The sequence below is a fragment of the Vampirovibrio chlorellavorus genome (assembly GCF_003149375.1).
Classification (GTDB): Bacteria; Cyanobacteriota; Vampirovibrionia; order Vampirovibrionales; family Vampirovibrionaceae; genus Vampirovibrio; species Vampirovibrio chlorellavorus_B.
In genome coordinates, this window is sequence record NZ_QFWH01000002.1 from 87,423 (window position 1) to 110,488 (window position 23,066).

The 23,066-nt window shown below is 55.1% G+C and carries 20 protein-coding genes; 9 read left to right on the forward strand and 11 right to left on the reverse strand.

The window, feature by feature from the left end:
* Positions 1-9 precede the first annotated feature (9 nt).
* The 5 genes from DF283_RS02760 to DF283_RS02780 all read left to right on the forward strand — a co-directional run bounded on the left by DF283_RS02760 (position 10) and on the right by DF283_RS02780 (position 5,048).
* Positions 10-525 carry an ankyrin repeat domain-containing protein gene (locus DF283_RS02760; protein WP_303673184.1) on the forward strand — a complete coding sequence of 172 codons (516 nt, stop codon included), beginning with the start codon at positions 10-12 and terminating at the stop codon, positions 523-525.
* 187 nt (positions 526-712) lie between these two features.
* Positions 713-2,689, forward strand: a complete 1,977-nt coding sequence (gene thrS, locus DF283_RS02765; protein ID WP_303673185.1) for a threonine--tRNA ligase — start codon at positions 713-715, stop codon at positions 2,687-2,689.
* Between the two features lie 3 nt (positions 2,690-2,692).
* Positions 2,693-3,937, forward strand: coding sequence for a family 8 glycosyl hydrolase (locus DF283_RS02770; RefSeq protein ID WP_303673186.1), 1,245 nt, complete (start codon positions 2,693-2,695; stop codon positions 3,935-3,937).
* A gap of 138 nt (positions 3,938-4,075) precedes the next feature.
* Complete coding sequence (locus DF283_RS02775; RefSeq protein ID WP_303673187.1) at positions 4,076-4,456, forward strand: hypothetical protein; 381 nt, start codon at positions 4,076-4,078, stop codon at positions 4,454-4,456.
* A gap of 391 nt (positions 4,457-4,847) precedes the next feature.
* Positions 4,848-5,048 carry a hypothetical protein gene (locus tag DF283_RS02780; protein WP_303673188.1) on the forward strand — a complete coding sequence of 67 codons (201 nt, stop codon included), beginning with the start codon at positions 4,848-4,850 and terminating at the stop codon, positions 5,046-5,048.
* Between the two features lie 96 nt (positions 5,049-5,144).
* Here DF283_RS02780 and DF283_RS02785 read toward each other — a convergent pair whose 3' ends face one another.
* From DF283_RS02785 to DF283_RS02810, 6 genes are all read right to left on the reverse strand, one after another.
* Positions 5,145-6,506 (reverse strand): TolC family protein, encoded by a 1,362-nt coding sequence (locus DF283_RS02785; RefSeq protein WP_303673189.1) that lies wholly within the window; start codon positions 6,504-6,506, stop codon positions 5,145-5,147.
* A gap of 38 nt (positions 6,507-6,544) precedes the next feature.
* Complete coding sequence (locus DF283_RS02790) at positions 6,545-7,714, reverse strand: ABC transporter permease (RefSeq protein ID WP_303673190.1); 1,170 nt, start codon at positions 7,712-7,714, stop codon at positions 6,545-6,547.
* Positions 7,707-8,777 carry an ABC transporter ATP-binding protein gene (locus tag DF283_RS02795; RefSeq protein WP_303673191.1) on the reverse strand — a complete coding sequence of 357 codons (1,071 nt, stop codon included), beginning with the start codon at positions 8,775-8,777 and terminating at the stop codon, positions 7,707-7,709. The genes DF283_RS02790 and DF283_RS02795 overlap by 8 nt, the downstream gene beginning before the upstream one ends.
* A gap of 78 nt (positions 8,778-8,855) precedes the next feature.
* On the reverse strand, positions 8,856-10,016 hold the full coding sequence (locus tag DF283_RS02800; protein ID WP_303673192.1) for an HlyD family secretion protein: 1,161 nt from the start codon (positions 10,014-10,016) through the stop codon (positions 8,856-8,858).
* Between the two features lie 222 nt (positions 10,017-10,238).
* Complete coding sequence (locus tag DF283_RS02805; RefSeq protein ID WP_303673193.1) at positions 10,239-10,943, reverse strand: sigma-70 family RNA polymerase sigma factor; 705 nt, start codon at positions 10,941-10,943, stop codon at positions 10,239-10,241.
* Between the two features lie 29 nt (positions 10,944-10,972).
* Complete coding sequence (locus DF283_RS02810; protein WP_303673194.1) at positions 10,973-12,046, reverse strand: EscU/YscU/HrcU family type III secretion system export apparatus switch protein; 1,074 nt, start codon at positions 12,044-12,046, stop codon at positions 10,973-10,975.
* 276 nt (positions 12,047-12,322) lie between these two features.
* On the opposite strand from DF283_RS02810, the gene DF283_RS02815 reads away from it, so the two are divergent.
* Complete coding sequence (locus DF283_RS02815) at positions 12,323-12,703, forward strand: hypothetical protein (RefSeq protein ID WP_303673195.1); 381 nt, start codon at positions 12,323-12,325, stop codon at positions 12,701-12,703.
* Here the strand turns inward: DF283_RS02815 and DF283_RS02820 are convergent.
* On the reverse strand, positions 12,690-13,280 hold the full coding sequence (locus tag DF283_RS02820) for a type II secretion system protein (protein WP_303673196.1): 591 nt from the start codon (positions 13,278-13,280) through the stop codon (positions 12,690-12,692). The genes DF283_RS02815 and DF283_RS02820 overlap by 14 nt on opposite strands.
* 228 nt (positions 13,281-13,508) lie before the next feature.
* Between DF283_RS02820 and DF283_RS02825 the strand changes: the two genes are divergently transcribed.
* On the forward strand, positions 13,509-15,332 hold the full coding sequence (locus tag DF283_RS02825) for an aminopeptidase P family protein (RefSeq protein WP_303673197.1): 1,824 nt from the start codon (positions 13,509-13,511) through the stop codon (positions 15,330-15,332).
* A gap of 110 nt (positions 15,333-15,442) precedes the next feature.
* The gene (locus DF283_RS02830) at positions 15,443-16,036 is read left to right on the forward strand and encodes a hypothetical protein (RefSeq protein WP_303673198.1); all 594 of its coding nucleotides are present in this window, start codon (positions 15,443-15,445) and stop codon (positions 16,034-16,036) included.
* 1 nt (position 16,037) lies between these two features.
* Here DF283_RS02830 and DF283_RS02835 read toward each other — a convergent pair whose 3' ends face one another.
* The 3 genes from DF283_RS02835 to DF283_RS02845 form a co-directional block, all read right to left on the reverse strand.
* Positions 16,038-17,690: an amino acid permease gene (locus tag DF283_RS02835; protein ID WP_303673199.1), complete on the reverse strand. Its 1,653-nt coding sequence runs from the start codon at positions 17,688-17,690 to the stop codon at positions 16,038-16,040.
* Between the two features lie 208 nt (positions 17,691-17,898).
* A complete protein-coding gene (locus DF283_RS02840; RefSeq protein WP_303673200.1) occupies positions 17,899-19,362 on the reverse strand; it encodes an aspartate ammonia-lyase in 1,464 nt (487 codons plus the stop codon).
* A 123-nt stretch (positions 19,363-19,485) separates the two neighbouring features.
* Positions 19,486-20,706 carry an acyltransferase family protein gene (locus DF283_RS02845; protein ID WP_303673201.1) on the reverse strand — a complete coding sequence of 407 codons (1,221 nt, stop codon included), beginning with the start codon at positions 20,704-20,706 and terminating at the stop codon, positions 19,486-19,488.
* A 200-nt stretch (positions 20,707-20,906) separates the two neighbouring features.
* On the opposite strand from DF283_RS02845, the gene guaB reads away from it, so the two are divergent.
* The gene (gene guaB, locus DF283_RS02850) at positions 20,907-22,436 is read left to right on the forward strand and encodes an IMP dehydrogenase (protein ID WP_303673202.1); all 1,530 of its coding nucleotides are present in this window, start codon (positions 20,907-20,909) and stop codon (positions 22,434-22,436) included.
* Here the strand turns inward: guaB and DF283_RS02855 are convergent.
* Positions 22,433-22,819 carry a hypothetical protein gene (locus tag DF283_RS02855; RefSeq protein ID WP_303673203.1) on the reverse strand — a complete coding sequence of 129 codons (387 nt, stop codon included), beginning with the start codon at positions 22,817-22,819 and terminating at the stop codon, positions 22,433-22,435. The two genes, guaB and DF283_RS02855, sit on opposite strands and share 4 nt — an antisense overlap.
* Between the last annotated feature and the right edge of the window lie 247 nt (positions 22,820-23,066).

The window sequence follows — 23,066 nt, forward strand, 5'->3', positions numbered from 1 at the left end:
CAGTCGGAAATGTCCAAGCTGTCCGACACCCCGCGCCACCGGTTTCAGCAAGCGTTGAATGTCAGGGACTGGGAACGGAACCACGCCGAATTTTTAAACGCCATGCATCAGGCTGATCTGCCCAGCATTCTGAGGATTCTGAGAACACAGTCTTCCGTGGTGCGCCAGAGCAGTTTGTTTAACACGGTGGAGGATGTTGCAAACCAGACAGCGCTTCACTTCTTGGCCAATGGACGGCTTTTACAGCCGGAGCGTTCCTTTGAGACGCTTCGCAGCATTATCCGGTTGTGCAAAACTTTTGGGGCCGACTTTAACGCTCGGGACTGGTGCGGGAGGACCCCTTTAATGTGGGCGTCCCTGCACGGCAATGTCACGCTGGCCAACCTTCTGCTGGAGAATGGGGCCAAGGCTCAGCAAAAGGATCATGAAGGCTACACTGCCGCCGATTATGCCCGAGTCAACCCTTCTTCGGCTGCTCAGGAGCTGTCAGCTTGGCTGGAGCAATACGAACAGAATAGCCCGTAGCCGCTTCTGTTTTTCTCTCGGCTCTGCGGGATTGTCTTTGCTCTGGAAGCTGTCCGGCCTTGATTTGGGGTTTCCTTTTGTTGTGCATATAATGAGTGGTGTAAAGTAGGATAGCCTTTGCGTGCCCCTACGCTGACCCGTCCGGGTCAGGCCTGTTATTAATCAGCAAGAAACGGCGATGGTTCCCATGACAAGTAGTATTCAGGTAAAACTTCCCGATGGTAGCGTGAGAGAATTGGCCCAAGGGGCTACCGTGCAGGATCTGGCTGCCGCCATTGGGGCAGGGCTGGCCCGCGCGGCCATGGCTTCCGTGATTAACGGTACCGTGCGGGATTTGCGAACCCCCTTGAACGATGGGGACACCGTGCGCATCCTCACCAAAAAAGATCCTGAAGCACTGGATGTATTGCGCCACTCCGCCGCGCATATTTTGGCCCAAGCGGTGCAAACCCTGTGGCCGGGCACCAAAGTGGCCACCGGCCCTTCCATTGAAACCGGCTTTTACTACGATTTGGACATTCCCAACCACAAGCTCAGCCCCGATGATTTCCCCAAAATTGAAGCGGAAATGCAGCGCATCGCCAAAGAAGGGCAACTGTTTGAACGCTTCGTGATTCCGGATGTTGAAGCCAAAATCGCTGAATTTAAAACCACCGGAGAGCGTTACAAGGCCGAGATTTTGGAAAAATACAAAGACGCCCCGGAAAGCACCTTGTACATCAATAAAGACGCCAAAACCGGCGCGGACATCTGGTTTGATCTGTGCGAAGGTCCGCACTTGCCGGATTCTTCCTGGCTGAAGGCCTTTAAAATTCTCAGCGTGGCCGGTGCCTACTGGCGTGGCGATGCCAATAACCCCATGCTGCAACGGGTTTACGCTACGGCGTTTTGGGAGCAAAAAGATCTGGACGCCTACCTGCACCAGATGGAAGAGGCCGACAAGCGGGATCACCGCAAGCTGTCCAAGGAATACGACTTGTTCAGCATAGAAGAGGAGGTGGGCTCCGGTCTGATTCTGTGGCATCCCAACCTGGCCACGGTGCGGGAAGAGCTGGAAAACTACTGGCGCCGTGAGCATCGCAAGCGGGGCTACGACCTGGTGTACACCCCGCACATCGCCAAGCGGGACCTGTGGGACACCTCCGGGCACACCGGTTTTTACATGGAAAACATGTACACCATGGAAATCGACGAGCAGGAATACATCGTCAAACCCATGAACTGCCCTATGCACGTGCTGATTTTCAAGGGGCGCATTCGCAGCTACCGGGAACTCCCCTTGCGCCTGAGCGAGCTGGGGACCGTGTACCGCTACGAGAAATCCGGCACCATGCACGGGCTCAGCCGGGTGCGGGGCTTCACGCAGGATGATGCCCACCTGTTCTGCCGCATCGATCAGATTCGCAGCGAAGTGGTGGAAGTGATTCGCTTTGTGGATGACACCCTAAAGCTGTTTGATATGAGCTTTGAGGTGGAGTTGTCCACCCGTCCGGAAAAGTGCATTGGGGATATCGCCATTTGGGATCAGGCTGAGCAGGCGCTGAAGGAAGCCCTGGAAGAATATGGCCTGACCTATCAAATCAATGAAGGCGATGGCGCTTTCTACGGCCCCAAAATCGACTTCAAGCTGAAGGACGCCATTGGCCGCACCTGGCAATGTTCTACTGTGCAGCTGGATTTCAACTTGCCAGAGCGCTTTGACCTGAAGTACACCGACCGGGATGGTCAGGCCAAGCGGCCCATCATGATTCACCGGGCCATTTTTGGCAGTCTGGAGCGCTTCGCTGGCACGCTGATCGAGCATTACTCCGGCGCTTTCCCGGCGTGGCTGGCCCCCCAACAGGTGGCCATTTTGCCCATTGCCGATCGACATGTGGAATATGCCCAGCAAGTGGAAGCCACCCTGCGGGCGGATATGGTGCGGGCCAAAACGGATACCTCCAACGAGGGCATCGGCCATAAAATCCGGCAGGCCCAGTTGGCGAAAGTGCCCTACATGCTGATCATTGGCGACAAGGAACTGGAAGCCTATCAGGTGGCCGTCCGCAGCCGTAGCAAAGGCGACCTGGGGGCGGTGTCCCTCAGCCTGTTTGCCGAGCAACTGCAAGCGGAAATCACCACCAAAGGCAAGCAGATGGTCAACGTGCCCCAACAGGTGGGTTAATTGATGCGCTCTGTCCGGTCTGGTCATCGCTACCCTGTCTGGATGGGGCTTGTACTTGCCCTGCTGCTGTTTTTGGCAACCTTTGGCCTGTCCCGGGCCAGCGCCGCCCCCCTGCTGAATGAGCTGGAAGTTCGGGGCTTGCTGCAAAGCAGCTGGGCCCAGTATAAAACCACCTTCATTCAGGCGGATGGCCGGGTGATCGACTACAACGGCAATATCAGCACCTCCGAAGGGCAGGCCTACGCCATGTTGCGGGCCCTGTGGATGCGGGACAAGGCCACCTTTGACGCTTCCTATCGCTGGGCCAAGGACAACCTGCAAATCCCCCGGGGCGATCACCTGTTCTCCTGGAAATGGGGTCAAAAGGCCGATAAAAGCTGGGGCACCCTGGATACCACCAGCGCCACGGACGCCGATCAGGATATCGCCTTGGCTTTGCTGCTGGCGGCAAAGGTGTGGAATGAGCCGCAGTATCAAAGTGAAGCCATGCCCATTCTCAACGAGATTTGGGATCGCCTGACCCTGAATGCGCCATTGGGGCGGGTTTTACTGCCGGGCGATTGGCCCCAAAAAGGGCGCACTTACCAGATCAATCCCTCCTACTTTGCGCCTTACGCCTACCGGGTGTTCGCGGAAGCGGACGACAACCACGACTGGACGTTGTTGATCGATTCTTCCTACGAGATTATGAGCCGGGCGGTCACCCAGGCCGAAAGCGGTCTGATGCCGGACTGGGTGGAAATTTCGCTGGACAATGACAACATCCAGTTGTACAACGATCCGCTGGATGCCCGCAGTGACTTTGGGTACGAGGCCATTCGGGTCTATTGGCGGGTAGCGCTGGATGCCCTGATGAATCCATTGGAAAAGCGGGCCACCCAGCTGCTGAAAACCAAAAACATGCTGCCCCGTTACTGGAAAATCCGCAAGGATTTGCCCATTTCCATTACCTGGGATGGCATTGTCCGCCATCCTGAATTGCAGTCCGGGGCCATTTACGGGGCGGTTTTCCCCGGTTTATACCTGCAAGATACGCGGTTGGGCGAGGAATTGCTGCAAAAAAAGATTGTGCCCAATCTGAAGCCGGGTGGCCAATGGAACACCAAAAACGATTACTACGCCCAGAACTGGTTATGGTGCGGCTTGGGGCTCTACAATATTTATCTGGATCCCCCCCGCTTTACCCGGGGCTCCGCCGCAGGCCGGTTGACCCGCCTGTTTTCCCTGGCCCCCACCGAAGTTTACTGAGTTTAGGGCCCTTATTGTTTCCAATTGTTAAAATTTGGTCTTTAAGGTCTAAACTTTTTAACGCCTTGAACCGATAGAGATTAATATCCCTCAAGGCTGGACATTTTATTGAGCGCGCAAAGCGGGAGTTTAGTGCCTATGAAGCAACGCTGGTATGACAAAGATCCCACCCTGTCGATGGCCATCAGCCTGCTGCAAAACGCCTCGCACACGCATCAGGAAATGACCGCCCGGTACTTGTTTTCGGTGATGGATGCCAGTGGGTTGCTCGATTCTGCTGAGCTTCGCACCCAAACCGAGCGCGTGCGCTTCATCTTTCCCAACTTCCGGCGTAGTGGCTTTGAAATGCATGCCCGTCATCTGGTGGAGTTACTCAAGCACCTGGCCCCGGAGGATCAGCAGGAAATGGCGGTGAAGCTGATCAACTACATCTACATTCTGGATGGCGACCTGAGCGAGTTGCCCAGCTGGGAAGAGACGTCCGAGGCCCGCATGATGCCTCAATCCGAACTGGGGTAGCGCTCCCCCCCCCAGCCACGAAAATAGTGACAGGGCCGCTTGGTGTTTGGGAAGGCCTTCCTGAGAGGACATTGAGATGAGGTCATCGAGGAAAGGTCACTGAGGACGAGCCATTGAGGAGTTGGCATTGCGGAGGGGCCATTTAGGAGTGGATATCGGCGTTGCCGGGACTTTCTGCCGGTTATTTCAGATTTGGGGCAGGCCTGCGGAGCGGTGTTCTCATTTGTATTCTGTCAGGGGAGCAGGTTTAACGGCTTACATTGCACTTCGTAACAAGATGCGGACATGGAAGCAATCAGCCTCTTTTATTTGTTTTTTTATATATATGGAGATGAAGTAAGCCTTGAGCGGCCTTGCCGGACCATAGGATAAGAAAGAGAGAGCAGGACACATGACCGAAACTGAACTGTCTTTAACGTTAGGACTCGTGGTGGAGCCTGAGCATAACAAAGTTTATATCGATCCGCTGCTGCAAGCGGAAATTATGTATCTCAAGCAGGTTTTCTGTATCAATAAACTGCAAACGGTAGAAGTGGGCAGAGCCAATCCGGATTTCTGGGCAGACTTGTTGCCCTGGCACAGCATTAATTAACGGCCGTTACAAAGGCCATCGTTATCCTGAACCGCCTGAGGTCATTAGCCTGAGGCGGTTTTCAGTGTAAGGCGCCCACGGACGCTTTTGCCGGGCTTACAGTAAATTGATGGGCAAAGGCTGCGACATCAGCTCCGCCTGTAACAAGCCCAACTCGTAAGCCTGTTGAATCTGGGCCAGATTGCTGCCAAGTCTGGCCTCAATCAGGTTGGCATTGCTGCGAGCCAACTCCAGCTGGCCGTCCAGTACGTCTTTGGTGCTGCTAAAGCCAGCCTTATTGCTGATTTCCAGTTGGCGTACCAGTGAAATCGCCAGTTCATAGCGTTGTTGGGCCAGTTGAAGGTTCTTTTTAGCCGTTTGCACCTGCGCGTAAGCCCGGTTTACCGCCGCTGATACCAAGTCCAGCCCCTGTTCCGCCTGCAGATCCAGTTGCTTTAAATCGGCTTCCCGCTTGCGCTTTTCCTGCCCAAAGCTGGCCTTGATGAGTTTTTGCAGCGCCTCCCGCCGCAGCACGACTTCCTGAATGTCCGGGCGGGTCAGGGCGATTTTTTGGGCCTTCTCCAAGGTTAAGCTGTCCGGGAACAGCTTGAGGGTGGGCACCATATTGATTTCGCTTTGCAGGCTGACTTCCTCGGGCACCAGAACGTTGTCTTCGGGTAAATCCAGAAAGTTACACAGGGCTACCGAAGCCGAGTAATAGGCATGATCGGCGCTCATATAGCGGCTGTAGCGGTCGATCAGTGCCATTTCCGTCTGGGTCACCCCAAAGCGGTCGGTTTCCCCGTTAATGAAGCGGCTTTCTTCTACCTTGAGCTGGGTTTTCCCTTGCTCAATGGCCTGAAAGGCGGAGTATTTGGCCAAATAAGCCTGGGTCAGGGTGTAATACCGAGAGGCGCTTTCCAACAGTGCCTTTTGACGAGCCACCTGCACATGCGCCTGAGCCGCCTGAACGTTGGCGTTTTCCGCCTGCTTCATCAGTCCTAGCTGAATGGGGTTTAGCAGGATTAAGGGGTTTGATTCCACCAGATCCCGGGCCTGCGTCTCAGCCTCTTTGGCCTGTGCTTCGGCCTGACGCACAGATAAATTGCGTTCTGCGGCTGTCTTTAACACTTTTTCCAGGCCAATTTTTTGCAGATCATCCACCGCCCCATATAACGGGGCCGTTTGCCACTTTAGCTTCAACACTTCCGCAATGACAGAATCTGAGGGGGCTGCGGCCGTTTTGGCGTCCGTTTTTTCAGTTCTGGCGAAGGGTTTTCGAGAAGAACGAGACAGTTTGGCAGGCTTCTCCAAGGGGCCATTGACGGTGGGCATGGGAGCCATCACATCCAGCGGTATGGCTTCACGGACTGGCGTCGCAGCCAAACCCGGGGAAAACAGTTGCATCAGAATCAGGCCAGTCCCAATGGTCAGGCGCAGGGGGCGATTTGGAAGATCCGGTGTGAAAATTGGACTCATGACTGCCTCTATCGTGCTGAAAGTATTGTACGGGCTCCCTAGGTAATTTGCTTATTAAAACGCAAAATACTGGCCCCCAGGGTGATCACGGCCATAATCAGTAAAATCAGGGTCTGGAACCACAGATCGCCGCCCCCAATGCCCTTGATGACCACCCCGCGAATGATATCCAGATAGTAGGTCAGGGGCAGCGAGAAGCTGATAATCTTGATAAACCAGGGCATGGGCTCCAGCGGAAAAACAAAGCCGGTGAGCAGCAGGCTGGGCAGGAAAATGGCCACAGTCAGCTGAATGGCCTGCACCTGAGTGCGGCAGAGAATGGAAATCAACAGGCCAATGCCCAGAGAGGTCAGGATAAAAATGAAGGAAGCCAGACACAGGAACCAGAAGCTGCCGCTAATGCTGATGTTGAAGAACCAGACCATCACCCCCAGGGTCAGCAGCATGTCCAGAAAGCCGATAAAGGCATAGGGCAGGACTTTTCCCAGCATGAGATCCGGGACTTTGACCGGACTGACCATTAATTGCTCCAAGGTGCCCGACTCTCGCTCCCGAACCACGGCAAAACTGGTGAATAAAATGGTCAACATGTGCATGACAATGGCCAGAATGGCCGGTACCAGATAGTAAGCCGAGGACATTTTGGGGTTGTACAGCACCTTGGTTTTCAGCTCAGTACCCGCGGGCAGGCCGCCGCTTTCGCCGCTCCCCAGACCGGCTTCCGCCAGCAGTTTGCGGTTATGGTTAAACACCAACTGACTGGCCCCATCCACAATGGTTTTGGCAATGGTGCCCTGTGTGCCATCCACGATAATGTTAATTTGCGGGGGCGTGATGCCTGCCAACGCTTTTTCGGAATAATCCGGGGGGATGATAATGCCTACCCGGTAGTTCCCATTGCGGATCTTTTGCATCATGACCGCATCCGAAGGCACCTGATCCAGATCAAACAGGGTGCTGTTCTGGAAATCCGCCATGAGATCGCGGGACGCACTGCCCTGATCGTAGTTCACCACCACGGTGGCAATGTGCTTGAGATCCCTCTGCACGGCCAGGCCCGTCACCATCAGCTGAATGACCGGCAAGGCAATGATAAACATGACCAGATAAGGGTCTCGCAACAGCTGGATAATTTCCTTGCGGAAGATGGACTGTATGCCAGACCAGCTCAGGCCCAAAAATTCGCCGCGCTTCAGGGCCTCAAGCATCGTTGCCGTCCTCATCGTCATCAAAGCCACTGGCATGGGTCTGCGCCAGCTTGTGGCCCAAATCCTTCTGGCGGATCTCGTCCTCAGCCATGCTGGCCTTGGTCAGGGTCACAAACACGTCTTCCAGCGACGGTTCAATTTCTCGAATCTGCTGCACGGCCACATCAGCCCTGTCCAGATCCCGGGTCAGCCGGGCCAACACCTCGGCATCCTCGCTGACCACGTGCAGGGCCTGCCCGAAAATGGTCACATCCTGCACATAGGGAAGTGCCTTGATCTGGTTAAAGGTCTTCACCAGTGGTTTGCATAGCACTTCCAGACGAACGTTTCCTTCTCCAACCACGGCCTTGGCATGCTTCAATTCTTCCAGTCCGCCGCTGACAATCAGTTTCGAGTTATAAATATAGCCCAGGCTACTGCATCGCTCGGCTTCATCCATGTAGTGTGTGGTGACAAACAGCGTGACCCCATTGCTGGCTAGCGTAAACAATAAATCCCACAACCCACGTCGGGCCACGGGGTCCATGGAGGCGGTGGGCTCATCCAGAAAGATAATCTCAGGCTGGTGTACCAGTGCGCAACACAAGGCCAGTCGCTGCTTCCAGCCGCCCGATAACTGCCGGGCCAGAAAGCTCCGGTAATGTCCGATGCCCACCAGATCAATCACTTCATCCTTGCGCCGTTTGGCCCCGGAGCCCTTGACCCCGTACAACTGGGCGTAGAAATCGATGTTCTCTTTGACCGTCAGATCTTCGTACAGGCTGAACTTTTGCGGCATATAGCCGATTTTGGAGCGAATCCGCTCGGGATCGCGGCGCACATCAATGCCGCTAACCAAGGCCTTCCCGGAGGTGGGTGCCAGCAGACCGCACAGCATTTTAATGGTGGTGGACTTGCCAGAGCCGTTGGGCCCCAGAAAGCCGAAAATCTCACCCTTATCGATCCGCAGATTGAGGTGATCCACGGCCACTTTCTCGCCAAAGCTGCGCACCAGGTCTTCAGTGAGAATAGCCGGTTCGGACAACGGTTGGCGGGGCTGGGTTTCGGCGGGAAGGGTCATCATGAATACTTTGAAAATTGGGGAGTGGCGTGGGCCAAAATCAGGTTTAGTTTTGGTGGCCGAATGGTGCGGGACACTTCATCAGCGGGCAAAGGAGACATCCACCTTCATGCCGGGATAGAGAGAGACTTTACCCGTTTCATCCTTGTTGGCCACAGTAATCTTCAGGCGGAATGTGGATTCCTCGCTGCTGCTATCGCCCCCACTGTTGGGAATGAACTCACTTTTGGGGTTGACGATAGCCACTTGGCCCCGAAAATGGGTTTTGGGGTTGCTGCGAGGCGTCACCGAGACCGACTGGCCCGGCTGAACAGACAGGCTGGCCAGTTTGGACTCCGGCATAAACACATCGGCCCACAGGTGGTCATAGTCGATGATGGTAATCACCGGTCGACCGGGGGCCACCAAATCACCGGGAGCCACGGCCACCACGCTGACGTATCCGGCAGCGGGGGCTTGAATTCTCAGTTCCGACAACTGGGCTTCCAGCGCTTTAACGTTGCTGCGGGCCTTTTCCACATTGGCAGAGGCGATGCTCAACTCTTCGGACTGGGCACCTTTGGCCAATTGCCCATACTGGGCTTTTGCCGCTGATAACTGGGCACGGGCGATCCGCTTTTCCTCTGGCCGTCCGCCGGACTTCATCAGGGATAAGGCGGCCTTGGCGGCATTCAGGTTGCTTTGGGCCGATTCCGCCGAGGCCACCAGACCTTCATACTTCTGGCGGGAAATAATCCCCTCATCCAGCATGGACTTGGCCCCATCCAATGCCTGTTGGGCCTGATCGGCTTGCGATTCCGCGATTTGCACCTTGCTTTGGGCCTGGGCAATCTCTTCCGGGCGGGCCCCGGTGGTGATAATTCTCAGGCGCTGTTCCGCCTGCTGGACGCTGGCGCTGGCCTGACGCAGCTGCCCGGTATCAGCGCCCTTGGCCAGCAGGGTTTCCTGGGCCATCGCCTGAGCCAGAGTCGCTTTGGCCTCCGCGATTTTGGCCTGCAAATCGGTTTCATCAAACACAATCAATGGCTGACCCTTCTGGACAACCTGCCCTTCCTGCACCAGCACTTGTAAAACACGCCCACCAAAGCGGGAGCCGTTGCGGAACTCACGGGCCTGTACCTCACCGGCCAGTTTAAAGGCGGGTTGAGAGGGCCACAGCCCGGAAAAAGAAACCCCCAATGCAATGAGGCCCAGAAGCAGAACCGCGCTTAACACCAGTTTGAACGAGAAAGGCTTACGCATGCAAATCAGAAAACTTTTTCAATTGACGGTTAGCCATCATTATACAGAAAGTGGCCCGGAATCGAACCCCTTTTGTCCGTACGGATGACTGGATGGATGACTGAATGGATGATTGGCGGCGGAAAAGTTCCGTGGCCATGGCCCATTCATCGTCCGAAAGCCGCCGTTCTGACGGAAATTTGACCTGAAGCCTCTGGAGGGGGTGTCACCCTCTCAGACAGGTCAGTCCAGATGATTGTTTTCCCGGAGGTATTCCCGAACCTGATTGAGCGAAGCCTGCACGATGCGGGTGATTCGGGAGCTGGACAAGCCTACCATGGCCGCGATATCTTTCACCTGCATGTTGCGGTAAAAGCGATACTCCATGATGGTGCGGTCCTTGGGAGGTAAACTTTCAATGGCCCGTTTGATGGCCCGCCCCAACTCCACGATTTCCAGACTCTCTTCCGGGGTGGCTGAGCCATCGCTGATAAAATCGTAGGAAGTGTCGCCGTCCTGGCCTTCCTGAATGCCTTCAATGGATAGAATGGTCTCGTAAATGGCTTCCCGCACGTTCTCCTGAGAGGGGTTGGCCGTGGCCCCGTTAATGGGCGTACCGCCCTCCTCGCCGGAAGCAGGGGCACCCTCTTGTTCTTCATCGCTTTTGGCGTGTTTCAGGGTGTACCACTTGTAGCGGGAGCGCAATTCGTTCCGGATGGCCCAGCGGGTGGCTGTGGCCATATAGGAGGTGTTGAGTTTTTCCACCTCTTCTGCGGTTTTGTTTTTCAGTAACGCCTGAATGGCAATGGCTCCAATGCTGACCAGTTCCTCGTAATCCACCATGTGCGAGGGGATACGGCGGTATTCCACCTTGGCCACCCGCTCCACCAGGGGGAGAAACTGGGTAATGTTTACTTTGCCGGGTACTTTTTTGGGTGATGATGACACGTCAGCTCAGTCCAACCATTTCGGGTACCTTAATTCTGCAAGGGAGGCGTCTTTCCTTTGGCGCGCCAGGCGAACATTAAAATCTCAGCCACTGCCTGGTATAAATCGGGGGGGATTTCCTGATCAATCTCTACCAACCGAAATAACGCTCTGGCCACCACCGGGTTTTCCACCACGGGCACGCCATTCTCGGCCGCTATTTTCTTGATGCGTTCCGCGAATAACTCAGTACCCTTGGCCACCACTCGGGGCGCTTCCATTACATCAGCATTATACTTTAAGGCGACAGCGATGTGTATGGGATTGGTTGTAACTACATCAGCTGTAGGAACCGCCTCCAGCATACTTTGCTGCAGCATTTGCATGCGGCGCTGTCGGATGGCGTGTTTGACCATGGGATCGCCTTCGGTGTTTTTAAACTCATCCTTCACCTCTTTGAAGGACATTTTTTGATCCTGCATGAACTTCCAGCGCTGATACAAAAAATCGGCCATGCCCAGGGCCAGGAAGGCTCCACCGGCGTAAAAAATAAACTGCATCAGCACTTCGCCCAGCAGGCCCAGAATGGCGAAGATATTTTCCGTGCCGCCCACGGCCAACATGTGCCCCAGATACTTTTGAAAGACGATCCAGGCCATCACCCCCAGCACCAGCATCTTGATGATGTTTTTCACCAGTTCGATAACCGTTCGCTGGGAAAAAATATTCTGGAAGCCCTTGACCGGGTTCAGTTTATCGAATTTGGGACTGACCGCCTTGGTGGCGAAAATAGGCCCCACCTGAAAAAAGTCTCCGGCAATGCCCAGCAGGGCGGCCACCAGAATAAACGGGGCAATCAAAAAGGCCACCGCCTTCAGGGTAATCAGGGTCAGGTACTGCCAGCCAATGTTCTCAATGCTTTTATTGGGGATTTGCTCAAACACCAGAATAAACAGGGTGGCGATTTCCTTCCAGATGAAAGGGGCCATGCCAAACAGCATCATAAACATCAGCATGAGAAAGAGCGCCGTGGACAGATCCTTGCTTTTAAAGACCTGACCCTCTTCCTTGGCCTTCTTCAGCTTTTGGGCGGAGGCCTCAAACTGTTTATTCTCATCGGCCAAGGCCGAACGTCCTTCTCTTGCGGGGGCTTAGGGACTTACCAACAATGTCGCGCCGCCCCCATAACTCCCATTGGGAGGAGGCCCAACTGCCCTTTATTATAATCGCCCTTGCCCGGATTTCCGTAAAGTCCACCCCGACCCACAGGGCCACAGGCTCATCCGGGCGGCGCTGTCAGGCGGTTTCCCTGAACCCTTTACACTGCGTTATATTGCCGCACTTCGGCCCGCCCGGAATTTTTTATTTTATATACGGCCCACAACCATTATGACTCAGGTATGCCCAAGTTGTTTCCTATTCCCAAGCGCATTCAGCCAGCCAGTCTGGGCAGTGTGATGCTGGCCACCCTGTTTTCAACGGTGCTGTCTCCCTCGCTCTGGTTGCTGCAGCTGTGTCTTAGCCGCTGGCTGGACTGGAAAAGTTTTCTGAGCGCGTCCAACGCCTCGGCTCCCGATGCCAGCGTGTTTTATGCGCTGGTGCTGCAATTGAAGTCCCTGGGCTCGGTGGTGTTGCTGACCCAGCTATTGCCCGTCGTGCTGCTGTGCCTGCTTCTCAGCGTCATTTATCACTGGTGTTTACTGAGACTCCTCAGTCACGGGGGGCAGTTACTGCAGCGAACCCTCCGTAAAATAACGTTCAGCCGCTCTACTGCCAGCTAAACCACGGTGGATCGAAATTGCCCGGATTATAGGGCCCTCCTGCGGAAGTGTAACTATTCGCTCTTATGAAAGATTGGGAGGTCATAAAGCCATCGTAATAAAGAAAAATACCAACAGCACGAGCGGGGTTGGTGGTCCCCGAATACCCGGGCTCTGGATCGATACGGAAATTGATGCAGTTGGTAGTGGCGGTGCCTCCAAAGGCAGCCAAGTCATCAGCCCTTATAATGACCCCGTTATGCAGCTTTATGCAGGGGTAAGAGTTGTTACATATTGTTGAGGTCCCTCCATTCAAGTCGTCAATGACGGTACCACTGGTATCAATGGAAACATAATTGATGTATGCCGTCAGATCAGAGGGCTTGGTGGAAGTGGTAATGGCTCCAGCCAGCTTGGCCTGCTGGAACGCGGCGCTTAAAGTGGCTGCGGCCTCTTTCATTTTAGCGATATTGCTTGAATTTTGCTGAGTGCTGAGGATTTTGGGGATGGTAAAGGTGGCAATCACCCCCAAAATAGCCAGGGAAATGAGTAATTCGGCCAGGGTAAAGCCTGGAGCTGGTAAAGCCTGTTTTCCCATTTTTGACTTGTTTATCTCCTGCCAGAACTCACCTGCTTTGGATTATCGGCTTAAAGTCCACAAACTTTAATTCTAGCCTACTGGGCCACGATTCATGTTTGCTTTCAGGGTGTCAAAGCCTCTCGATCTATTCCTGCTCCAGCAATCAGGGTCAGGAATCGCTATAATGAAGATGAAGGGGCCGCTGGCCCCTATTCAAATCATCTACCGATGAGAGGACACCATGACATGGGCGCAGGGAGCCAGTCGCTGACCACAACGAAAGTAAAACTGCAGGCTTTGCGGGATGCCATGACCCGCCACGGCTTGGATGCCTATCTGGTGCCCTCGGTGGATGAGCATATTAACGAGTACCTGCCGGAAAACAAGCAGCGCCGGGCCTGGATTAGCGGCTTCACCGGATCCGCCGGGGACTTTGTGGCTGGCAAAACGGAGGCCTGGGTCTTTGCCGATTCCCGCTATTACGAGCAAGCCGACTCCGAAGTGGACACGGAGCAGATCCACATCAGCAAACTGGGACTGGAAGGCTATCCCAGCCTGACGGAAGCGGTCAAAAAAATGGCCGGAGACGCCCGTGTTTTTAAGCTGGGCTTTGATCCCTTTACCCTGACTGTTTTGCAGTTCCAGAGTTTTCAGAAGGCCTTTAAAAATACGGGCATTCAATTGGTTCCGGTGGCCGGGAACCTGATTGATCCGCTGTGGCAGGAGGTCCCTCCCGCCCAGCGCTCCAAGGTCTTCGCCCTTCCCGAAGCGCTAACCGGGCAAAGCGCGGCGGATAAAATTGCGGCGGTGCAAGCCAAACTGAAGGCCCTCAAAGCGGATTTACTGCCTGTTACCAAGCTGGATCAGGTGGCCTGGCTGCTGAACTGGCGGGGACAGGATATTCCCTATAACCCGCTGTTTACGGCCTACGCCCTCATCACGCCCGAGGCCGCCCATTTGTTTATGGACAGCAGGCGGGTTGAGCCCGAGGCCCTGAACGCCCTTGGGGGACTGGTCACCTGCCATCCCTACCCGGCCTACGCAGACACGCTTAAAGCCTTCAGCGCCGGAAAAACCGTCCTGATCGACCCCAAGCACACCACGGAGGGCACCTGGCGCCTGATTCAAGACGGTGGGGGCCAGATTCAAGAGGGAGAGCATCCGGTTGAACTGATGAAGGCCCTCAAAAATCCGGTGGAAATCGCCGGGATGAAGGCGGCCAACCTGAAGGCCAGCCGGGGGAAAATTCGGGCCTGGGCCTGGCTGGATACACAGCTCAAAGCGGGAACACCTGTGACCGAGGTGGATTTTCAGCAGGCCATTGAACGGTTTTACGCCGAGGAAGCGGGCTTTTTCGGCCTCAGTTTCAACACCATTGCCGGAGCCGGGCCCAACGGTTCTATCGTGCATTACGGCACCCCCAATCCCCACAAACGGCTGGAGCCGGGCGAGTTGTTTTTAATCGATTCCGGCTGTCAGTTTATGGGCGGTACCACCGATGACACCCGCACCCTGTTGGTGGGAGACACCGCCACCCCCACCCAAAAACTGCGCTACACGGAAGTGTTGAAGGCCCATATCAACTGCGCCAAACAACAGTTCCCGAAAGGGACGGACGGAGCAAGGCTGGATGGGATTACCCGGGCCACCCTGTGGCAACAGGGATTGGATTATGGGCATGGCACCGGGCACGGGGTAGGCGCTTTTTTAAACGTGCATGAAGGGCCCAATGGTATCCATAAGCTGGCCCATAAGCCGCTGGAGCCGGGGATGATCACCAGCATTGAACCCGGGTTTTACGAGCCCGGCTGGGGCGGCATTCGCCTGGAGAATCTATATCTCACCGTGCAGCGGAGCGAAGATGCTCAGGGCCAACGCTGGTACGGCTTTGAAAGCCTGACCTACATCCCCTTCGATTCGAAACTGATCGACTGGGGCCTTCTGGAACCCGCCCAAAAAGAGTGGCTTGCCCAGTACTACTGTGATATTCTCAGCTTGTTGGTTCACACACTCACGCCGGAAGAGGGGCAGTGGCTTCAAACCATCTGTCAAATCCCCACCGCTTCCTGAGATAAGCCAATGGATTGGGTTTCAGATATTGTGCGAGCTTGCTCGCTGTCTAGGCATTTGTTTTCATTGGCGCTGGCGTTTCATTGATTCATACATCGGGAGGGTTTTTTATGCGTGTTTTTGCTCCGTCTTTCCACCTGCAACCGCAAACACGGGCTTTGCACGGTCAGGACATGCAGTCACCGCCTATCATCCTGAATGACACGCAAGACTTTGATTTGCCGCCTATACTCCGGCTTTCCCCGCAGCAACTGGAATTTATCGACTTGGACCAAGAAGCCAGCGACACCTTTGTCAGGCATCCGCATCAGCAGCCGGAAACCCCAAGACAGCAGGATAATCCCTTCTCTGCGCAGACCCGGCGTTATAAAATGCCTAACACCGATTTGGAGCCCGCTGAACACAAAACGAAAAAAATCCGCAAAAGCAGTAAAGAACGCGCAAACTCCCTACCTCAGCTAGAGGCTTATCGCAGGGAAATCGCCCCCCTGCTGGCCCAATATCAGAGCTATAAAATATCAAAGAACGATCGCTATCCCCAGAGCGTGAAGCAACTGTTTCACCGGGCGGCCCAAGAGAATCCCACGACACCCACCAAGCATCTGGCGGATGCACTGGGCCTGCCACCAGCCATTACCTACTACTGGCGGGGGTATCGTAACACCCGACCGGCCAAGAAGACGAATAAGCGGCCGGAGGCATAACTTACTGCCCGGAGGTCGGGGGTGAAGCCAGTTTGCTGCGCTTTTGTCCGTAGAGGAAATAGAAGATTAACCCCACCGCCAGCCAGACCAGCAAGCGCACCCAGGCCTCTATGTTTAAATTCGCCATCATGTAAATATTACCGGCCATGGCTAAAATGGGCACCCAGGGCATCCAGGGACACTGAAAGCCCGTGGGAATATTGGTCTGTTTGGCGTTGGCCAGGGCGCACAGGGGCTTGGCCACTATCAGCAGCCCGGCCAGCATCTTCAGCCCCTGAGCCAGACACAGGCCTGATGCGCCCAGCGGGGTGAGAAAAACTGGCGGGGTGGGCCAGGTCATGCCGAACAGGGCCAAGGGCTTGCTAAAATCGTGGGCCAATCCATAGCAAAATACAGTCAAGCCCAAGCCCAGCTGCAAAACAGTCCACACGCTTTGTTGCGGGGTGTCTTCGCTTTTGTAGCGCATAATCAGCACACTGGCCGAAACCACCACAAAGGCAAACAGGGTCCCGATGCTTACCATGTGGTGCAAGTCCTCCATGGGCACCGCGGCGGCCATGATCGCGGCAATCAGACCGGTCACCACGCTGGCGTTTACCGGCGTGCGGAAGGTGGGATGAATTTTGGCAAACCAGGGGAACAGCAAGCCATCTCGCGCCATGGCGTAATAAATACGAGGCTGGGACATCAGCAGAATCAGCACCACCGTGGTTAGGCCCACAAAGCCGCCCAGGCCAATCAGCTTTTGGGCCAGGGGATTGCCCACACTGCCAAAAGCGGCCGCCAAAGGAGCGCCCGCATCAATCTGCGCAAAGGGGACCATCCCGGTAATCACGGCGGAAACCGCCACATACAGCACCGTGCAAATTAACAGGGAAGCGATGATGCCAATAGGCAAATCTCGCTGGGGATTTTTAACCTCTTCGGCAGCCGTGGAAACGGCATCAAAGCCGATGTAGGCAAAGAAGATCAGGGCGGCTCCCTGAAACACCCCGGCCACCCCAAACGGGAAAAAGGGATGCCAATTGGCCGGTTGCACCCAGGGAATGCCCGCCACAATCACAAACAGCACCACGGCCAGCTTGATTAAGACCATCACGGCGTTAAAGCGGGCCGATTCCTTAATGCCAAAGCACAGCAGGCCGGTCAGAAAGGCAATCAGTAGCACGGCGGCCACATTGAGCTGCACGGGGCCCACCGGCAAGGCCAGCAGCCAGTTCGGCACCGTCAGTCCAAAGCCCTTTAAGCACTCGCTCAGGTAATGCGTCCAGCCTACAGCGACCGTGGAAGAGCCGATGGTGTACTCCAGAATCAAATCCCAGCCAATAATCCAGGCGAATAGTTCGCCCACGCTGGCGTAGGCGTAGCTGTAGGCGGAACCGGAAATGGGCAAGCGGGTGGCGAATTCCGTGTAGCACAAGGCGGCCAAAATACAGGCCAGCCCGGCAAACACGTAAGAGAGCATGATGGCCGGGCCTGCGGCATCCCGGGCGGCGGTACCGGTCAGCACGAAAATGCCCGCCCCGATAATGGCCCCCACCCCGATGGCGGTTAAATCCACGGCAGTTAACACCCGTTTCAGGCCGCCTTCTTTGCCCTCCGCCTCACTCAGAATTTGAGCCACCGGCTTGGTGCGCCACAGGGAATGCTTCATACTTTACCTCACTCTGCCTTTGCCTCACGCTGCACCCGCTTCAGGGGTTGATGGGATTTCGTATTACTATTGTAACCGTTGTATTCCGCATTGGGCGTTTCCCCTGAGCCCATCCAATGAGTCCATCCAAAAAAGCAGCGACCCGATTATAAAATCAGATCGCTGCTTTCTTGAGAAATAAAGAAGTCGGATAAACCGAAGAATCCGCTTAGGCCTTGGGCGGCTCGGTCATTGCCTCCGGGGATAAAATGGCGGCCAGGCTTTCCTTGGTCAGCAGATTGCCCGCGTGATCCTTAATCCCCAGTTCCACCACGGCATCCGGAACGCTTTTGCCTTCCTTATTCACCTTTTTGGCCACCTGAGCGGCTTGCTCATAGCCAATGATGGGGTTCAGGGCCGTGACCATCTGGGCGCTGTTTTCCAGACGGTACTGGGCGATTTCCTGATTGGCCTGAATGCCCGCAATCAGCTTTTCGGCGAAGACCGGTAAAGCGTTGGTCAAAATGCGCATGGATTCGGTCATTTTCAGCAGAATGGTGGGCATCATCACGTTCAGCTGAAGTTGCCCGTTTTGCACGGCCAACGAAATGGTGTGATCGTTGCCTTGCACGATGTAGGAGAGTTGATCCATCAACTCCGGGTAAATGGGATTGACCTTACCCGGCATGATGGAGGAACCCGGCTGCCAATCGGGGATGCTGATTTCCGCCAGACCGGTGCGCGGCCCCATCGAGTACAGCTTGATATCGTGGGCGATTTTTTCCAGCTCCAGGGCCACGCTGCGCAGGGCCGCGGAATAATCGCCAAACAGGCCAAAGCTGCTGGTGGCCTGAAAATAATCCTTGGCCTGCAACAGGGGGAAACCGGAGATGACCGACAGGTTTTTGGTCACTACCTCCCGGTATTGGGGGTGGGTGTTTAAGCCCGTCCCCAGCGCCGATGCGCCCAAGCCGATAAAGTGCAGACGCTTGCTGGCATGCTCTACGTTCTCAATGGCATCTTCAATGGCCTGAGCGTAAGCGCCAAACTGCTGACCCAGCGTCAGCGGCACGGCGTCCTGCATGTGGGTACGACCGGGGATGAGTACGCTTTTGAATTCCACGCTCTTTTGGCGCAGCACCTTTTCAAACGTCTGCAACGATTCGATCAACGGGCCGTGCATGGATAAGAACGTCAGGCGCATCACGGTGGGGGTCACATCGTTGGTGGACTGCCCGTAGTTGGCATGATCGTTGGGATGCACCTTGTACTCGCCCAGCTTGCCGCCCAGCAATTCGGTGGCCCGGTTGGCCAGCACTTCGTTGGCGTTCATGTGGTTGGAGGTACCAGTGCCGCCCTGATACACGTCCACCACGAACTGATCGTTGAATTTGCCTGCGATCATCTCGTCGGCGGCCTTCATCAGCGCTTCGCCGATGGCCTTGTTGTGAGCGGCGTCGGATTTATCCAGCAAGCCCAGTTCCATATTGGTTTTGGCGGTGGCCTTTTTAATCCAGCCGAACGCCCGAATCTGTTCCGGCATCATCTGGCACACGGTCAGCCCGGAAATGGGGAAGTTCTCCTTGCCCCGCAGGGTTTGAATGCCGTAGTACACGTCCGCCGGGACGTCCTTGTAGCCCAGCGAGTCCTTCTCCTGACGGGTGGCCGTTTTTACTTCGGTGGCGGTGGTCATGGAATCGATTCCTTATGCAAACCCTATCAAACGCAGCGCAGCGCTCAGGCTGTCGCTGGCCCAAAGGCCTCCTTATTCTAGCGGAAAAATGAGTAAAGGTCAGAAACGACTCTCAGAAACGACTCACCGAATGAATGACTGCCGCAGTCGCTGGAACCACTTTTCCATGGCATGCCAGCTCAGGAAGGCGAAGAGAGCGGTCAATAACGCCGCCAGCACCGTATGCAGCAACCAGTGACCCACATCGCCCAGCAGGTGAAAGCGCCCACCCAACCACGACTCTGCCAGAATAAAGGCAAATAAGTGCGTCAGGTACATGGCATAGGTATGGCGTCCGATAAGCACAAAAAACGGCAGGGAAAACCACCGGCTGGCAGGCCGCCAATATAACAACGAAAGCAACAGGCACCCCGAAAAAACGGCATTCCCCGTAAAAACCAAAATCTGGGACGGGTGATTCGTGCCTACATTGGGAACCGCCGAGGCCAGAAAGGCGTAATAGGCCACAGGCAAGCCGAAAAAAAGAACCCCATGCCGGGAGATTGCTGCCGCGGGTAATTGACCCCAATGCCTCAATAGGGCGATGACGGCCCCCACGGCCAGCGTGTCCATTTGTGCCAGCGTATGGAAATAAAATGCGCCGTTGTCTCTGGATAAATAATACAAGCCCGCCCGGATTAATACCGCTGCCGTCAGGATGCCGACCAGCAGCAGCCCCAAGGCCCGAAACGTTTTAAATCGGGCCAGCGTGAATCCCCAGAACACGTAAAACTGCTCCTCTACACACACGCTCCACAAGATAACCAGCGACAACGGCAACTTCACGCCATCATGCGTCGGCATCCAGAAATTTCCCACAAAGCCCAAAAAGGGTAATAGGTAGGTTTGACACATGGCCGACCAGACCGGCCCGCCAAAGCCCAGCGACCCGTGACTTAAAACCAGAGGCAGGATTAAAAAATTAATCAGAATCATCAAATAATACAGCGGCCAAATTCTTAAAGCCCGCTTGATGAAAAAGGCGGGTAAATCAATGCGGCTCTTGTCAGCACGCTCTTGCAGCAGCAAGGACGTGATTAGAAACCCGCTGAGAACAAAGAAAATTTGAACGCCCATCCATCCCCACCCCATCAGGGATTGCAGGAACCCCCAGAACGGTGAAATGATGGGGCCAACCTCAGGAAGGGGTTTTAAATGGTTTGAAAACACCAGAAAAAAAGCCAACGCCCGCAAACCATCCAGCTGGGGGGAATAGCCTAATTTAGCAACACTCTTTTCCACACCCTCGATTATACCATCCGATTTGATAACACTCGGTGAATAACAGGTGAGCCGCACCAGCATTTACATGCCAGCCATTGGCCCCCCCCCGATCAATTTCAATCCCGGGGTTTTGTTGTAACAGTAGAACGCGGCTAGAAAAAACTGGAAAATAACAGAATTAAAAAACAGGATTTTTTGCCTAAAAGCCTTTCCTATGGTAGGATACCAGCCAACTTCCCCGCAGACCGCTGCCAAATCACCCCTTCAGAAAGGACCGCCCCATGCCTTCTCCCAATTCCGAACTTTCCACCCAACACCCCCTGCTGGACGGCATGAGCGCCCGCCAGTTTTTTGAGCAAGGCACCGGCTACACCTACGACGATTTCATTCTGCTGCCCGGCCACATCGATTTTTCCGCGGATGAAGTGAGCCTGGACACCCAAATCAGCCGACGCATCAAGCTGAAAACCCCACTGGTTAGTTCCCCCATGGACACGGTGACCGAAGCGGAGATGGCCATTAATATGGCCCTGCAAGGTGGCATGGGCATCATCCACTACAACAATTCAATCGAGGAGCAGCGGGACGAGGTTTCCAAGGTCAAGCGCTACAAAAATGGTTTCATCACCAGCCCGGTGACCCTGCGTCCGGATCACACCATTCGGGACATCGATGAAATCAAGAAGAAGTTCAACTTCTCCGGCGTGCCCATTACCGAAAGCGGCACCATGGGCTCCAAGCTGCTGGGCATCGTCACCAACCGGGACATCGACTTTGTGCAGGATCGTGACTTGCGCTTATCCGAGGTCATGACCACGAATCTGGTGGTGGGCAAGGAAGGCTGCACCCTGGAAGAGGCCAACCAGATTCTGCGGGAGAGCAAGAAGGGAAAGCTGCCCATCGTCAATCAAAATGGGGAAATCGTGGCCCTGATTTCGCGAAACGACCTGAAAAAGAACCGAGACTTCCCGCTGGCATCCAAAGATCCGGTCAATAAACGTTTGCTGGCTGGGGCCGCCATCGGCACCCGCCCGGAAGATCGGGAGCGGCTGGACGCCTTGGTGGAAGCGGGCCTGGATCTGGTGGTGCTGGACTCCTCCCAAGGGGATTCCATCTATCAAATCCAGATGATCGAGTATATCAAGCACCAATACAGCAATCTGGAAGTGATTGGCGGCAATATTGTGACGCAGGATCAGGCCCGCAGCCTCATTCAGGCGGGCGTGGACGGCTTGCGCATCGGTATGGGCGTGGGCTCCATCTGTACTACGCAGGAGGTAATGGCCTGTGGACGTCCTCAAGCCACCGCCGTGTACAAAACTGCCCTGTACGCCCAGGAATTCGGGGTGCCCGTCATCGCCGATGGCGGTATTTCCACCATTGGTCATATCATTAAGGCCCTGTCTTTGGGGGCTTCCTGTGTGATGATGGGTTCTATGCTGGCCGGAACCGAAGAGGCACCGGGCGAGTACTTCTATCAGGATGGCATTCGCCTCAAGAAATACCGGGGCATGGGCTCTCTGGAGGCCATGAAAAAAGGCAGCGCCAAGCGCTACTTCAGCGAAGGCGATAAAATTCGGGTGGCTCAGGGCGTTTCCGGCGCCGTGGTGGATAAAGGCTCCATTCAGCGCTTCCTGCCCTATCTGGTGCAAGGCATCAAGCATGGCTTGCAGGATCTGGGCACACGTAGCCTGAAAAACCTGCACAGCAACCTGTACGCCGGACGGTTGGCCTTTGAGATGCGCACCCATGCCGCTCAGGTGGAAGGCGGCGTCCATGGCCTACACAGCTACGAAAAAACCTTTGTTTAAGAAGCCTTAACAGCCGCCTCGGTTGCTTTTATGGCGGTTTCAGCAGCGACTTTGACTGCTCCGGTGGTTTTTTCGACGGCTCCCGCAGCGGCTTTGGCCGTCCCCGAGCCCAGGGCGTAGCGTAAGCCCACCACGCCCAAGGCACCGGCAAAGATAATGCTGGCCCACTTCAGGGCCTGATCGGCAAAGGTCTTGTTCTTCTGGGCGGAAGCCACCCCGGCCTTTTCAAACTTGTCCTTGTTGGCTTTGGACGGAGCCAAACCGGCTTGGGTCAGTAGCTTTTCTATGTATAAATCCGCGCCATCGCTTGCCGTGGGCGGCTGGGACAAACGCCAGACGTCGTAATCCGGGTTGCTCCCGTATGATGAATCGACCTTGGACATACGCACCATCCCAACTCAAAAAATGGATCCTGTGACTTTAGGTATAAAACCTGTTGGCATAAAACCGTCATTGGGCATTTTTGTGTCAGCAAGCCCTACCCCAATGCTCAAGCAGCACTTTCCCAGTTGGCGTGCGTTTGCAGCCTGTCAAAGTGGATTTCCGCCTGCGTGGGAATGACAAACGCCTAAAAAGTCTTGGTGAGGAATTATGCGGATATGCGCGCTTGTAACCGCCTGTGCGGATGTA

Bases quoted from the DNA above. Each gene is read 5' to 3' on its own strand.
- DF283_RS02845 (WP_303673201.1), bottom strand. From the start codon at position 20,706: ATGCTGGTGCGGCTCACCTGTTATTCACCGAGTGTTATCAAATCGGAT.
- DF283_RS02775 (WP_303673187.1), top strand. From the start codon at position 4,076: ATGAAGCAACGCTGGTATGACAAAGATCCCACCCTGTCGATGGCCATC.
- DF283_RS02855 (WP_303673203.1), bottom strand. From the start codon at position 22,819: ATGTCCAAGGTCGATTCATCATACGGGAGCAACCCGGATTACGACGTC.
- DF283_RS02780 (WP_303673188.1), top strand. From the start codon at position 4,848: ATGACCGAAACTGAACTGTCTTTAACGTTAGGACTCGTGGTGGAGCCT.
- DF283_RS02840 (WP_303673200.1), bottom strand. From the start codon at position 19,362: ATGACCACCGCCACCGAAGTAAAAACGGCCACCCGTCAGGAGAAGGAC.
- DF283_RS02815 (WP_303673195.1), top strand. From the start codon at position 12,323: ATGCCCAAGTTGTTTCCTATTCCCAAGCGCATTCAGCCAGCCAGTCTG.
- DF283_RS02760 (WP_303673184.1), top strand. From the start codon at position 10: ATGTCCAAGCTGTCCGACACCCCGCGCCACCGGTTTCAGCAAGCGTTG.
- DF283_RS02795 (WP_303673191.1), bottom strand. From the start codon at position 8,777: ATGATGACCCTTCCCGCCGAAACCCAGCCCCGCCAACCGTTGTCCGAA.
- DF283_RS02830 (WP_303673198.1), top strand. From the start codon at position 15,443: ATGCGTGTTTTTGCTCCGTCTTTCCACCTGCAACCGCAAACACGGGCT.
- DF283_RS02825 (WP_303673197.1), top strand. From the start codon at position 13,509: ATGGGCGCAGGGAGCCAGTCGCTGACCACAACGAAAGTAAAACTGCAG.
- DF283_RS02820 (WP_303673196.1), bottom strand. From the start codon at position 13,280: ATGGGAAAACAGGCTTTACCAGCTCCAGGCTTTACCCTGGCCGAATTA.
- DF283_RS02835 (WP_303673199.1), bottom strand. From the start codon at position 17,690: ATGAAGCATTCCCTGTGGCGCACCAAGCCGGTGGCTCAAATTCTGAGT.
- DF283_RS02770 (WP_303673186.1), top strand. From the start codon at position 2,693: ATGCGCTCTGTCCGGTCTGGTCATCGCTACCCTGTCTGGATGGGGCTT.
- DF283_RS02800 (WP_303673192.1), bottom strand. From the start codon at position 10,016: ATGCGTAAGCCTTTCTCGTTCAAACTGGTGTTAAGCGCGGTTCTGCTT.
- guaB (WP_303673202.1), top strand. From the start codon at position 20,907: ATGCCTTCTCCCAATTCCGAACTTTCCACCCAACACCCCCTGCTGGAC.
- DF283_RS02790 (WP_303673190.1), bottom strand. From the start codon at position 7,714: ATGCTTGAGGCCCTGAAGCGCGGCGAATTTTTGGGCCTGAGCTGGTCT.
- thrS (WP_303673185.1), top strand. From the start codon at position 713: ATGACAAGTAGTATTCAGGTAAAACTTCCCGATGGTAGCGTGAGAGAA.
- DF283_RS02785 (WP_303673189.1), bottom strand. From the start codon at position 6,506: ATGAGTCCAATTTTCACACCGGATCTTCCAAATCGCCCCCTGCGCCTG.